Source organism: Rahnella sp. R3(2024), from assembly GCF_042920125.1.
Classification (GTDB): domain Bacteria; phylum Pseudomonadota; class Gammaproteobacteria; order Enterobacterales; family Enterobacteriaceae; genus Rahnella; species Rahnella rivi.
Genome location: NZ_JBHGBU010000001.1, coordinates 60922 through 74747 on the forward strand (window position 1 = coordinate 60922; position 13826 = coordinate 74747).

Consider the following 13826-nt stretch of genomic DNA (forward strand, 5'->3'; position numbering starts at 1 on the left):
GGAATTCCCCCCAACACCGGTGCAACAGAAGGTATTTACCCGAAAGATTTTCTGTTACTCCGGTCTGAGCCGAATCAACGTCTCTTCCGCGAACTGTTGTTTCAGTTCCTGTTTGCTTTTCGTGACGATCTGGCCGTCGGTGCCGATGCTCATGTGTTGCGCATCCACGTTGTGACGCGACTGATACAGCATCACTGCCTGCAAACTGTGATCTTTTTGTTCCGGGGTCAGCGCCACGCCGTCGGGCCATTTGCCCAGTTCGACGGCCTGTGCCAGACGCGCGTAAATTTCCGGCGTCATCACATCAATGAGTTGATTTATTTCCATCTGCTACCCCTGTTCGTCACCATTATTCACGGGAATTTGAATAATTGCTGAATCGATTTTGTCGGTAAAATTACGTCAGGTTGTCTCTATCGCTCAGCCTGCGGTTTTATCGCCATTTTCACCGTCGATAAAACTCATCGACGCGGAGTTGACGCAATAACGCTCACCGGTCGGCTCCGGGCCGTCAGGGAAAACGTGCCCTAAATGCGCTTCGCAATTCGAACAGCGGATTTCCACCCGCTCCATACCGTGGGTATTGTCGGTCAGGTAAGTAATGGCGTCGTGTTCAACCGGCTGATAAAAACTTGGCCAGCCGCATCCGGAGTCATATTTGGTGTCGGAGTAGAACAGAGGCGCGTTGCAGACCAGGCAATGGTAGATGCCGTCGCGTTTATTGTGCAGCAGTTTACCCGTATACGGACGCTCCGTACCGTGTTCCTGCGTCACATAACGTTGAATTTCAGTAAGTTGTTCGAGTGAAGAAGATGATTTGGATTCATTGCTCATAATAATCGTTCTCTGACGAATAGAAAAATCAACTAAAATAACAGTTTATAATAACAAAAAATTAACAACAGGTCTGCCTGTTTTGTCCTAAACTGTAGGGCATCAGCGTTAGCCAGCTCCAACTTGTGATGGCGATCACAATCCTGCTCTTGTGACCCTTTATATTCAGTTTTTCGCCCCCATGTGGTTGTGAGCCGATTAAAAAAACGGAACGTGCAATAAGCGAACAACAGTAGGTCGTCGCTTTGACTTACAGCAATAATTGACACGATTCCGCTTGACGCTCAGCAAGGTTTTTGTAATTTTACAACCAACCTTTTATTCACTAAAAAAATAGCTGGTGGAATATATGACTATCAAAGTAGGTATCAACGGTTTTGGCCGTATCGGTCGCATTGTTTTCCGTGCTGCTCAGGAACGTTCTGACATCGAGATCGTAGCAATCAACGATCTGTTAGACGCAGAATACATGGCATACATGCTGAAGTACGACTCAACTCATGGTCGTTTCAACGGTACCGTAGAAGTGAAAGACGGTCACCTGGTTGTTAACGGCAAAACCATCCGTGTTACCGCTGAGCGTGACCCAGCTAACCTGAAATGGAATGAAGTGAACGTTGATGTTGTTGCTGAAGCAACTGGCCTGTTCCTGGACGACGCGACTGCACGTAAGCACATCACTGCTGGCGCTAAGAAAGTGGTTCTGACTGGTCCATCTAAAGATGACACCCCTATGTTCGTTATGGGCGTTAACCATAAAGAATACGCAGGTCAGGAAATCGTTTCTAACGCATCTTGCACCACTAACTGCCTGGCACCACTGGCTAAAGTGATCAACGACAACTTCGGTATCGTTGAAGCGCTGATGACCACTGTTCATGCAACTACCGCAACTCAGAAAACTGTCGATGGCCCGTCTCACAAAGACTGGCGCGGCGGCCGCGGCGCATCCCAGAACATCATCCCTTCTTCTACCGGTGCTGCTAAAGCAGTAGGTAAAGTTATCCCAGCTCTGAACGGTAAACTGACTGGTATGGCGTTCCGCGTTCCTACCCCTAACGTTTCCGTGGTTGACCTGACTGCACGTCTGGAAAAACCAGCGACCTACAAAGAAATCTGCGCAGTGATCAAAGCAGCTTCTGAAGCAGGCGATCTGAAAGGCGTTCTGGGTTACACCGAAGACGACGTTGTTTCTACCGACTTCAACGGCGAAAAACTGACTTCCGTATTTGATGCGAAAGCAGGTATCGCTCTGAACGACAACTTTGTGAAACTGGTTTCCTGGTACGACAACGAAACTGGCTACTCAAATAAAGTTCTGGATCTGATTTCTCACGTTTCCAAATAATTGGCAATGTTGATGAACTGATTGAAGGGCGACGCAAGTCGCCCTTTTGCTTTCTGTCAGATGCACTTTTTATCAGGCACATGAGTGCGATCAATCACAAAGCTTCCGTTCATCTGTAGTCTTGGTTCTTATCATCGTAATTATTTATCTACCCGATATAAAATCAACAGGACACCAGATAATGATCGAGCAACTCCTCTCCCTACCCGTTGTAAACCAAATCTCCACCACCATCAGCCAGCGTCAGATCGATGAACTCCCGGTTATCGTGGTTGCCCATCCGAAAGTTCATGCAGCCGTGGCCCTTCAGGGCGCGCATCTGCTGGCATGGCAACCGGAAGGCGAAGAACCGGTGCTGTGGATGAGCAGCGCCAGCGCATTCAAAGAAGGCGTGGCAATACGTGGCGGCATTCCAATCTGCTGGCCGTGGTTCGGCCCTGCCGGTAAACCTTCCCATGGTTTCGCACGTAACATGCCGTGGACACTGACCGAACACCAGGAAACCCAACAGGGCGTGGTGTTGACGCTGACGCTGAAAAGCTGTGAAAAAACGCGCGAACTTTGGCCACATGATTTCACGCTGACAGCCCGCTTCACGCTGGGTGAAACCTGCCACATTGAGCTTGAATCTACCGGTGATTTCGAGGCCAACAGTGCCCTGCACACCTATTTCAACATTGGCGATATCGCCGGTGTCAGCATTAAAGGTCTGGGCAACAGCTTTATCGATAAAGTTGACGGCGCAAAAGCCAAGCAGGAAGAAGGTGATTTGACCTTCACCGGCCAGACTGACCGCATTTACACCCAGCCGCAGGCGACCAGCGAAATCGTCGATCCTGTGCTAAAACGCACGCTGGTTATCGCACATGAAAACAACAGCGATGTGGTGGCATGGAACCCAGGCTCGGTATTTTCCGTCAGCATGGCGGACATGCCCGATGATGGTTATAAAACCATGGTCTGCGTGGAAACTGCGCAAGTTTCCCATCCGCACGTTTCTACCCATGCCGCTCCGGCGCGTCTGGCGGTAACGTTTTCCCTGCGCAAATAAACGGCTGGCGTTTGCATAAACATAACAAAGGGGCCATCTGGCCCCTTTTTGTCGTCTTAAGGTTGAAGTGATGATCTGGCGTCAGACCATATCCAGCGGCGTTTTATGGTTCGGCGCCGGGAATGCTGCGTCGATTCGCGCTATTTCATCTTCCGTCAGGCTGAGCGTCAGCGCCGCCGCATTATCTTTAACATGCTGAGGCTGAACCGCCTTCGGAATCGCGATCACGTTGCCCGTACGGGTGACCCACGCCAGTGCAACCTGCGAACTGCTGACGCCCCGCGCACTGGCGATATCCTGCATCACCGCTGACGTCAGCACGTCGTGACGTAATTTACCCGCCTGTGCCAGCGGGCAGTAAGCCATCACCGGTACGCCGTGTTCTTTACACCACGGCAGCAGATCAAATTCAATGCCACGGGCGGCGGCGTGATAAAGCACCTGATTGGTCATGCACGCCTGACCACCGGGGATTTTCCACAGTGCCTGCATATCGTCAGTGTCGAGATTCGAGACGCCCCAGCGGCGGATTTTGCCGGATGCCTGCAATGTCTCCATCGCCGTCACCGTGTCATGTAACGGAATCGAACCACGCCAGTGCAACAGGTACAGGTCTATACACTCCGTTTTTAAGCGCTTCAGGCTCTGTTCACAGGCGGCGATAGCTTTCGCGCCACCGGCATGGTGCGGGTACACTTTTGATACCAGAAACGCAGCATCACGACGCCCGGCAATGGCTTCACCGACCACCCTTTCCGCACCGCCGTCTGCGTACATTTCTGCGGTATCAATCAAGGTCATACCGGCGTCCAGCCCCTGCTGTAAAGCCCTTACTTCGGCGCGGAGATCGCTGTTTCGCTCCCCCATATACCAGGTACCTTGTCCGATTGCGGGAACTGTCGTGCCATCAGGGAATTGCACGGTTTTCGCTTTCATCTGTTTCCTCCGGTTGGGTCGTGGCTGAAAAGTTTATTCGATGGTTTTAAAGCTCACTGAACTCTAAATGTGCAAATGGGGCGAAACGCCCCATTAATGTGCAATATGTTCACCGTCGCGGTGCATTGCATCAGAAGGTGTAAGTAACACCTGTCCAGATAATCGCAGAATATGACTTATCGACCATCGGGCTGTCTTTCACTTCATCCGCCAGACGAATATAGCGGCCGGTGAAGAATGCCTGCCACTCGCGGGTAAAGTTATAACGTGCAGAAAGCTCAGCGTACGGGCTGAAGCTGTCATCGGCGGAATAGCTGCTCAGGCCGCTGCGACGTGATTCACCCTTGGTAACGCCATAGTAATAGTCATTCTGATTGCTGCTGTTGTACATCACACCAAAGCCCGGAATCAGCGCCCAGTTATCCTGGCGGATCGGGTACAGGTACGCCGCATCAGCCAGCAAACCGTTACTGTTATTCAATACATCGCCGTTGAAGGTAGCACGCAGCGTACCCCAGTCTTCGATATGTGAATACGCCAGACCCGCGTATAAGGTGCCGCGACGTTTGTTCAGATGTTTCATCTGATTGTCATCGCTGTCATCCGGGTCAAACCCGAAAGGTACGTATGTGGTGGTCGCGCTGAACTTGTTCTTATCGTCTTTCCACAGGTAGTAACCGGCAGTCAGTGATTTGAAATAAAAATCATCCCCCTCGTAAGAGACAATTGGCACTGGCAAGACTTTATTGTCATAACCGCGATACGGGTTGACGTCGCCCAGCGCAGATGCGCCGAGTGACCAGGTGCCAGCCACGGCTGCATGGCTGCAAAGCACTGCCGCGCCCACGATGGACAGTGTTTTAAGGTTTGAAATTTTCATTGTCTTAATTCCATTAAGTAAAAAATCGTGGCTAGTGTAAATGAACGTTAAACATTGCGCTTAGCATTTACAGTTTTTCAGATTGTGCTGAGACAGCTTTACTCAGTAAAACAGAGGCGATCGCATAATTTATCTGCAAAATATGAAATAAAAATGACTAAAGAAAACACTTTCGGCCCTGAAGGCACGTCCTGTAAGGCTTTTCAGACGATTTGCAGGAACTGAGTCATTGATATGACTTAAAAAACGCCAGAAGCAGAGAGGAAATTTTTCTAATGCCAAACTACGCTTATAAATAGATGAAAGACTTAGCCTGAACCGGTTGCCCGCTCCACCGATTTAAGACAGTTTTTAGTCATTCGCAACTGTCTGCATCCAAGGGGTTCTGCAAGTTGGCATAAGGGTTGCTGTATTCAGGTGGGATCTTTCTTCCGGGAGCGATTGTGTAGATCCAGATTTACGCTCTCATTAACCTGTGCTTTACCCCAGTCACTGGAATGGCAGACGCGATCCCAGGAACGAAAGGTAAAATAACGAAGGACGGGCATCGTATGAACATATTTGACCATTATCGCCAGCGCTATGAGGCTGCCAAGGACGAAGAGTTCACACTGCAGGAATTTCTTACCATTGCTCGGCAAGATCGCAGTGCTTATGTCAATGCGGCGGAACGTCTGTTGATGGCAATCGGTGAACCAGTGATGGTAGATACCGCGCTTGAACCTCGCCTGTCGCGTTTATTCTCGAACCGTGTTGTTGCACGTTACCCTGCATTTGAAGAGTTTTACGGTATGGAAGAGGCCATCGAACAGATCGTCTCCTACCTGAAACATGCCGCGCAGGGCCTGGAAGAAAAGAAACAAATCCTCTATTTACTGGGCCCGGTGGGTGGCGGTAAATCCTCACTGGCCGAACGGCTGAAATCCCTGATGCAACGCGTACCGATTTATGTGCTGAGCGCCAACGGCGACCGCAGCCCGGTAAACGATCATCCGCTGTGTCTGTTTAATCCGCAGGAAGATGCGCACATTCTTGAAAAAGAATACAACATCCCTCCGCGCTACCTCGGCACCATCATGTCGCCGTGGGCCGCGAAACGTTTACACGAATTTGGCGGCGACATCACCAAATTCAAAGTCGTGAAAGTCTGGCCGTCGATCCTCGAACAAATCGCTATCGCGAAAACCGAGCCTGGCGATGAAAACAACCAGGACATCTCCGCGCTGGTCGGAAAAGTGGATATCCGTAAACTGGAAAACCATGCGCAAAACGATCCTGATGCCTACGGTTATTCCGGCGCGCTGTGCCGTGCTAACCAGGGTGTGATGGAATTCGTCGAGATGTTCAAGGCACCGATTAAAGTGCTGCACCCGTTACTGACGGCAACGCAGGAAGGTAACTATAACGGTACTGAAGGCATCTCCGCCCTGCCGTTCAACGGCATTATTCTGGCGCACTCCAACGAATCTGAGTGGGTGACGTTCCGTAACAACAAGAATAATGAAGCCTTCCTTGACCGTGTCTACATCGTGAAAGTCCCTTACTGCCTGCGCGTGTCCGAAGAGATGAAAATCTACGACAAACTGCTCAGCAACAGTGAGCTTTCTCATGCACCATGCGCGCCGGGAACCCTGGAAACGCTGGCCCGCTTCTCGATTCTTTCCCGCCTGAAAACGCCGGAAAACTCCAGCAGCTATTCCAAAATGCGGGTATACGATGGTGAAAGCCTGAAAGATACCGATCCGAAAGCCAAGTCCTATCAGGAATACCGCGATTATGCGGGCGTGGACGAAGGCATGAACGGGCTGTCCACGCGTTTCGCGTTTAAAATCCTCTCCCGTGTGTTCAACTTTGACCATGTGGAAGTGGCGGCCAACCCGGTGCATCTGTTCTACGTGCTGGAACAGCAAATCGAGCGCGAACAGTTCCCGCAGGACGTTGCTGAAAAATATCTGGAGCACCTGAAAGGTTATCTGATCCCGAAATACGCCGAGTTTATCGGCAAAGAGATCCAGACCGCTTATCTGGAATCCTACTCAGAATACGGACAAAACATTTTCGACCGTTATGTGACGTACGCTGACTTCTGGATCCAGGATCAGGAGTATCGCGACCCGGATACCGGACAACTGTTTGACCGTGAATCGCTGAATGCCGAACTGGAAAAAATCGAAAAACCGGCCGGGATCAGCAATCCAAAAGATTTCCGTAATGAGATTGTCAACTTCGTGCTGCGTGCCCGTGCCAATAACAGCGGCCGTAACCCGAACTGGACCAGTTACGAAAAACTGCGCACGGTCATCGAGAAAAAAATGTTCTCCAATACCGAGGAGTTACTGCCGGTTATTTCGTTCAATGCCAAAACGTCGACCGATGAACAGAAGAAACATGATGATTTTGTCGACAGAATGATGGAGAAAGGATATACACGCAAACAGGTTCGCCTGCTGTGTGAATGGTATCTGCGCGTGAGAAAATCCTCGTAACAGGGGATCGTTGGCAACGCCGTTTGGGGGAAATATGACGTATTTTATTGACCGTCGGCTTAATGGCAAAAATAAAAGCGCGGTTAACCGCCAGCGCTTTTTGCGCCGCTATAAGTCGCAAATCAAACAGTCGATTGCCGAGGCCATTAACAAGCGTTCGGTTACCGACGTCGACAGCGGGGAGTCAGTGTCGATCCCCAATGCGGATATCAATGAACCCATGTTCCATCAGGGCCGCGGTGGCTTACGCCACCGTGTTCACCCCGGCAATGACCACTTTGTGCAGAATGACCGCATCGAGCGACCGCAAGGGGGCGGTGGCGGCGGCAGTGGTCAGGGCGATGCCAGCCAGGACGGTGAAGGCGAAGATGAATTCTCCTTCCAGATTTCCAAAGACGAATATCTCGATCTGTTATTTGAAGATCTGGCGCTGCCTAATTTGAAAAAAAATCAGCATAAACAGCTGAATGAGTATAAAACCCATCGCTCCGGTTATACCTCTAACGGTGTGCCGGCCAACATCAGCGTGGTGCGTTCTTTGCAAAACTCGCTGGCGCGCCGAACAGCGATGACGGCCGGTAAAAAACGGGAGCTGCGTGAACTGGAATCGACGCTTTCTGAGGTTGAAATCAGCGAACCGGCACAGTTACTGGAAGAGGAACGGCTGCGCAAAGAGATTGCTGAGCTGCGGGCGAAAATCGCTAAAACGCCTTTTATCGATACCTTTGATTTACGTTATCGCAACTATGAGCGTCGCGCCGAACCTTCAAGCCAGGCGGTGATGTTCTGTCTGATGGATGTCTCGGGTTCAATGGATCAGGCGACCAAAGACATGGCCAAACGTTTTTACATTCTGCTTTATCTGTTCCTGAGCCGGACGTATAAAAACGTCGATGTGGTCTATATCCGTCACCATACACAGGCAAAAGAAGTGGATGAACAGGAGTTCTTCTACTCGCAGGAAACCGGCGGCACCATCGTGTCGAGCGCACTTAAGCTGATGGATGAAGTCATTCAGGAACGTTACGATCCGGCGCAGTGGAACATTTACGCCGCGCAGGCCTCCGATGGCGACAACTGGGCTGACGACTCCCCTCTGTGCCACCAGCTTCTGGCGCAGAAGATCCTGCCCATGGTGCGTTATTACAGTTATATCGAAATCACCCGCCGCGCCCATCAGACGCTGTGGCGTGAATACGAAGTGTTGCAGCAGAAATTCGGTAATTTCGCGATGCAGCATATCCGTGAACAGGAAGATATTTATCCGGTCTTCAGGGAGCTTTTTCACAAACAAACTGAAAATGGATAACCGAACCCGTCAATGTCAAAAGCCGGCACAGATGCCGGCTTTTTTGTTGTTCATGACAGTGTCATTTCGCTCATCCCCCTTTCAGGAAGTTAATCGCCAGTAGCAGCGGATCCTCCTGCTCACCGTTCATCTGCGGGGCTTCTTCTCTGGCGCGGGCAAGCCATAACGCCACCCGTGCCCGGCTGATTTCCTCCCCATTCGATGCAAACATCAGGCAGCACTCGCCTACCATTCTGCATGCTTCCTCAAATGCCAAATTTGAATTTTTCAGGCTGTGCTCCCGTTAATCTGCAAGACAATATGATGAGGTAGTTATCGGCAGATTTTGAGGAGAGTTTGTTTTTTTTACCTAACTTTTACGTAATTTATTATTAAAGGAGGAAAACGTCGAGCAGTGTGGAAAGGAATGAACAGAGGTTTATCGCCCGTCACAAGCAAAAAAAAACCAGAAGATTGCTCCTCTGGCTTTTTAAATTCTTCTTCCCGGCGGGAAAATTACATGCCGTACACCAGGTTCACAGAAGTGACGGTGTCGGTTTTATCCGGCGCACTGGCAGGTGGTTTGGTGTTGTACGTCACGTCATAAGCCACTTTCAAAGAGAAGTGGCTGTTGATGGCAACGGTCAGCGCGGTTTCGGAGTTCAGCGTGGTTTCATCGTTCGCTAATACTGAAACGCCCTGAGTGAACTTCGCGGTATCGCTGATCTGATAACCGTAAGTGCCTGAGCCGTAAGCCAGCGCACGGGTGGAATTGCCGCCTGCCTGGAATTCATCATGACGCACACCCGGACCTGCTTCCAGATTCAGCGTGTGGACCGGACCGCTCCAGATCTGACGACCGTAACCGACGGTGGCTACATCGCGCGCGCGATAACCGTTGTAGCGGTCACTCAGCCAGCTTGCCTGACCAAACAGGTAGTTAGCGTTGTCCATATTGTAACGGGTACGCGCACCGGCCTGATATTTCTCGGATGAACGGACACCGGAAGAGGAGGTGTTACGTGCAGAACCCCACAGGCTGTAAGCGGTGTTGGTATCAAACCAGGTCATGGTGGTATCGGCATTCAGCGTGGAGTTGCTGGTGTTACCGGTTTGTGCACTGTAACCCGCCTGAACATTCCCTACGAACGGCTTCTTCGCCTGAGCGGGATCATCTAACGCAGTGAAAATAGTAGTGTCTGCAAGGCTTGAGATACTGAACAGCGCTGCACCGCAGACTACGGCACACGCTGGTAAACGACGTACAACCCGAAAAAACATTTTGCTTCCCCAATAAGACTTAAGGCAAATAACGATATTGAACTACACGATTTATGCCATTAATTAGGATCCGTTAATCAAGCCTGGCAACTCCGTTTCGATGGCACATACATACAACTATTTTTACCGCAACAAATATAACGTACTCAGCCCGCGAGATCTTAATAAAGCGACCTTTTTAGACAGTTCCTAACCACTTATATTTTTTGCATAACTTCCTGCCATAAAAAAACGCAATCATTACACTTTCCCGCCTTGATTTTTCTTTTCAGGGCGTGAACGTCATGACTGCATCCTGAGGCGCAGAAGCCGAGTCCGGCAGCGTACAGATTTGCGCCGAACGATCTGCTGAATCTTGTCCTTTTGAGCGATGCGGGGTAGGTTTATCCTGATAACGTCTTATTTTTTGCCTCGGGTTCCTCGAAGGCAGCCTTCAGGAGGAGTGGTCAATGGCTTTACAACAAGAGATTATTCAGGCTCTGCACGTTAAACCGCAAATCGATGCCGCGCAGGAAGTGCGTGTCAGCGTCGATTTTCTCAAAAATTATCTGCTGGCCCATCCGTTTATTAAATCACTGGTACTGGGCATCAGCGGCGGGCAGGATTCTACTCTCACCGGCAAACTTTGCCAAACGGCAATTAGCGAATTACGTGCGGAAACTGCCGACGACAGCTATCAGTTCATTGCCGTGCGCTTGCCTTATGGCGTGCAGGCCGATGAATCCGACTGTCAGGATGCCATCACCTTTATCCAGCCGGATCAGGTCCTGACCGTCAATATCAAGAACGCCGTATTAGCCAGTGAAGCGACGTTGCGCGAAATCGGTATCGAACTCAGCGATTTCATCAAGGGGAACGAAAAAGCCCGCGAACGCATGAAAGCGCAGTACAGCATCGCGGGCATGAAGAAAGGTGTGGTGGTCGGCACCGATCACGCGGCAGAAGCCGTGACCGGCTTCTTCACCAAATACGGCGATGGCGGCACCGACATCAACCCGATTTTCCGTCTGAACAAGCGTCAGGGGAAAGCGTTGCTTCGGGAAATGGGCTGCCCGGCGCACCTTTATACTAAAGCACCAACGGCGGATTTAGAAGAAGACCGCCCTGCCTTGCCGGATGAAGTGGCGCTCGGCGTGACTTATGAACTGATCGACGATTATCTGGAAGGAAAAAAGATCGACGACTCCTCGGCGAAAATCATCGAAGGCTGGTATCTGCGCACTGAGCACAAACGCCAGCCGCCGGTCACCGTGTTCGACGATTTCTGGAAGAAATAATCACGCGGTAAATCCCGCGTCAGCACGGACAGGCTTTGAATGTCCGTGCTTTTTCCCGCCCCGCTCTTCTGCCGCACCGCCCTGATTGTCACAAGTTGCTTTTCATTCATTAACTAAATCATTACCCTTATCGTCCTTTCGGATGACTGACAGTGATGTTTTCAATGCAAAAATTCCTTTTCCTGTTGCTGAGCATGGTATTGCTTGGCCCGCTCGGTATTGATTTATACCTGCCCGCCATCCCGGCAATTGCCGTGGGTTTAGACAGCTCAGAGGCAGTGATTCAGTCCTCCATTTCCTTATTCATTCTGGTCATGGGGCTGGGGCAACTGGTGGCCGGGCCGCTGGTGGATAAATTCGGTCGTCGCCCGATCGCGATTATCGGCGTGCTGGTGTATCTGGCGGGGGCAATTATCGCCGCCACGTCCGTGGCGCCGTGGATGTTCCTGCTCTCACGCGTGGTTCAGGGGCTGGCGGTCTGCTGCACCTCGGTGGTGATTTTCAGCGGCGTGCGTGACCGCATGAGCGGCAACGATGCCGCCCGCGCTTACGGTTTTCTCAACGGCACGCTGAATATTATCCCGGCACTCGCCCCGCTGATAGGTGGCCTGATCGCCCAGTTTTACGGCTGGCGTGCGCCCTTCTGGGCGCTCAGTGGATATACGATCGCCATTCTGCTGCTGGTCATTTTCAAACTGCCGGAAACCCGCCCTGCGGATACGCTCACCAACCGCGGTCTGCCGTTCCGCCAGTACGCCCGCATTTTATCGGATCCGCGTTTCATCACCTTTGCGCTGGTCAATGCCGGAGCCATGGGCATGGCGCTGACTTACGTCTCGCTGGCACCGACGGTACTGATGAACGTTGCCGGGCTGTCTCCGCTGGAGTTCTCCATCGTCTTTGGCGCAAACGGCTTCTGGATTATGGCGGTGAGCTTTGTGGCTAACCGCATTATCCGCAAGGTGGGACGTCCGGTGTGTCTGAAAACGGGGGGCATACTGATGTTCGCCGGTTGTTTAGGGCTGATTGCAGGGATCACGCTGGTTCCGCCGGCAGAGCAAACCGCCACCTGGTTATACATGTTGCCGGTTGCCAGCGCCTGTGCCGGACTGGCATTCCTGATGGGCCCGGCGACCAGCTACGCGCTCGAACCTTACTCCAGCGAGGCAGGTGTCGCCTCAGCGCTGGTAGGTTCGGTACAGATGGCCGGTGGCGCGATACTTGGGTTTATTGCGATGGCACTGCCGTTGCAGCCGAAGCTGAGCGTGGCGCTGGTCATGCTGGCGGGAGGATGTCTGGCGATGCTGGCGCGTCGCGCCAGCAAAAAATCAACGGGCAATCTGACCCGTCTGGAACGTTAATACGGCTGTTTATTCGACAGTCGTCACTGGTACGCGGGGGGCCAGCGCGGTCAGCAGCTCATAACCCAGCGTACCGGCCGCCGTTGCCACCTCATCCACCGGAAGATGATTCCCCCACAGCTCGACCGGTGCGCCAATCTGCGCCTGCGGGCATGGCGTTAAATCCACCGCCAGCATATCCATTGAGACCGTCCCGACCGTGCTGGTGCGCACGCCGTCCACCCAGACCGGCGTACCGGAAGGCGCATGGCGCGGGTAGCCGTCGGCATAACCGCAGGCGACCACGCCGATACGCTGAGCCTGCGCCGCCGTATACCGTGCGCCATAGCCCACGCGGTCGCCACTGTTCAGCGTCTGAATGCCGATAAGCTCGCTGCGCAGCGTCATAACAGGGCGCAGACCGGTACCGGCGATGTCCTGCCACTGCCCGCTCGGCGATGCGCCATACAGCACAATGCCCGGCCTCACCCAGTCGTAATGGGTCTGCGGATGCCACAGCGTCGCGGCAGAGTTCGCCAGACAACGCGGCCCGCCGATCCCTGCGCCAGCCTGCGCGATGACCTGCATTTGCGCGTCCACGCCTTCGGCGCTGTCGGCGGTGGCGAAGTGGCTCATCAGCGTGATTTCCCCCACCTGGCCGAGTTCCCGCAGCTTTTTCCACATCGCAGGAATACGCTCAGGGGCAAACCCCAGCCGGTTCATGCCGCTGTTCACTTTCAGATAGACGTTCACCGGGTGACTGACTTGCGCCTGCGCCAGCGCGGCAATCTGCCATTCACTGTGAACTGACGTGGTCAGGCGATACTGATCGAGGGTGGCGATATCTGCCGCGCTGAAAAAACCTTCGAGCAGCAGAACCGGGCCTTCCCAGCCTGATTCACGCAGTAAAATCGCTTCTTTAAAATCGAGTAAGGCGAAGCCGTCCGCGCCGGATAAGCTTTTCCAGATACGTTCGATGCCGTGACCGTAGCCGTTGGCTTTCACCACGGCCCAGATTTTACTGTCCGGCGCGAAACCCCGGATGACATTGACGTTATGTGTGAGCGCAGAGAGAGAGATAGTGGCAGAAATCGGGCGAGGCATA

At 52.3% G+C, this 13826-nt stretch carries 13 protein-coding genes; 6 read left to right on the plus strand and 7 right to left on the minus strand.

What is annotated here, in order from left to right; all coding sequences use genetic code 11:
• Positions 1 to 54: 54 nt before the first annotated feature.
• Together ABSH60_RS00235 and msrB are read right to left on the minus strand one after the other, a co-directional pair.
• Positions 55 to 327, minus strand: a complete 273-nt coding sequence (locus ABSH60_RS00235) for a YeaC family protein (protein WP_056770320.1) — start codon at positions 325 to 327, stop codon at positions 55 to 57.
• A 93-nt stretch (positions 328 to 420) separates the two neighbouring features.
• A complete protein-coding gene (msrB, locus tag ABSH60_RS00240) occupies positions 421 to 834 on the minus strand; it encodes a peptide-methionine (R)-S-oxide reductase MsrB (protein ID WP_056770316.1) in 414 nt (137 codons plus the stop codon).
• A 349-nt stretch (positions 835 to 1183) separates the two neighbouring features.
• On the opposite strand from msrB, the gene gapA reads away from it, so the two are divergent.
• Entirely contained in the window at positions 1184 to 2182 is a 999-nt protein-coding gene (gapA, locus tag ABSH60_RS00245) for a glyceraldehyde-3-phosphate dehydrogenase (protein ID WP_056770313.1), read from the plus strand.
• Between the two features lie 181 nt (positions 2183 to 2363).
• Positions 2364 to 3233, plus strand: coding sequence for a D-hexose-6-phosphate mutarotase (locus ABSH60_RS00250; RefSeq protein WP_390972190.1), 870 nt, complete (start codon positions 2364 to 2366; stop codon positions 3231 to 3233).
• A gap of 81 nt (positions 3234 to 3314) precedes the next feature.
• On the opposite strand, the gene ABSH60_RS00255 is transcribed toward ABSH60_RS00250, so the two are convergent.
• Both ABSH60_RS00255 and ABSH60_RS00260 read right to left on the minus strand, forming a co-directional pair.
• Positions 3315 to 4169 (minus strand): aldo/keto reductase, encoded by an 855-nt coding sequence (locus ABSH60_RS00255; RefSeq protein ID WP_390972192.1) that lies wholly within the window; start codon positions 4167 to 4169, stop codon positions 3315 to 3317.
• Between the two features lie 130 nt (positions 4170 to 4299).
• Entirely contained in the window at positions 4300 to 5049 is a 750-nt protein-coding gene (locus ABSH60_RS00260) for a MipA/OmpV family protein (protein WP_056770306.1), read from the minus strand.
• A 551-nt stretch (positions 5050 to 5600) separates the two neighbouring features.
• On the opposite strand from ABSH60_RS00260, the gene yeaG reads away from it, so the two are divergent.
• Positions 5601 to 7535 (plus strand): protein kinase YeaG, encoded by a 1935-nt coding sequence (gene yeaG / locus ABSH60_RS00265; RefSeq protein WP_056770303.1) that lies wholly within the window; start codon positions 5601 to 5603, stop codon positions 7533 to 7535.
• A 34-nt stretch (positions 7536 to 7569) separates the two neighbouring features.
• Positions 7570 to 8844, plus strand: a complete 1275-nt coding sequence (locus ABSH60_RS00270) for a YeaH/YhbH family protein (RefSeq protein WP_056770300.1) — start codon at positions 7570 to 7572, stop codon at positions 8842 to 8844.
• A gap of 70 nt (positions 8845 to 8914) precedes the next feature.
• Here the strand turns inward: ABSH60_RS00270 and ABSH60_RS00275 are convergent, their stop codons facing one another.
• Both ABSH60_RS00275 and ABSH60_RS00280 read right to left on the minus strand, forming a co-directional pair.
• On the minus strand, positions 8915 to 9076 hold the full coding sequence (locus ABSH60_RS00275; RefSeq protein WP_122095209.1) for a hypothetical protein: 162 nt from the start codon (positions 9074 to 9076) through the stop codon (positions 8915 to 8917).
• Positions 9077 to 9339: 263 nt separating this feature from the next.
• Positions 9340 to 10104, minus strand: a complete 765-nt coding sequence (locus tag ABSH60_RS00280) for a YdiY family protein (protein ID WP_056770295.1) — start codon at positions 10102 to 10104, stop codon at positions 9340 to 9342.
• 449 nt (positions 10105 to 10553) lie between these two features.
• Here ABSH60_RS00280 and nadE point away from each other — a divergent pair, with 449 nt between their 5' ends.
• Positions 10554 to 11381 carry an ammonia-dependent NAD(+) synthetase gene (gene nadE / locus ABSH60_RS00285; RefSeq protein ID WP_122095207.1) on the plus strand — a complete coding sequence of 276 codons (828 nt, stop codon included), beginning with the start codon at positions 10554 to 10556 and terminating at the stop codon, positions 11379 to 11381.
• A gap of 164 nt (positions 11382 to 11545) precedes the next feature.
• Complete coding sequence (locus tag ABSH60_RS00290) at positions 11546 to 12742, plus strand: multidrug effflux MFS transporter (protein WP_122095622.1); 1197 nt, start codon at positions 11546 to 11548, stop codon at positions 12740 to 12742.
• A 9-nt stretch (positions 12743 to 12751) separates the two neighbouring features.
• Here the strand turns inward: ABSH60_RS00290 and dadX are convergent, their stop codons facing one another.
• Entirely contained in the window at positions 12752 to 13825 is a 1074-nt protein-coding gene (gene dadX / locus ABSH60_RS00295) for a catabolic alanine racemase DadX (protein ID WP_390972196.1), read from the minus strand.
• Position 13826 lies beyond the last annotated feature (1 nt).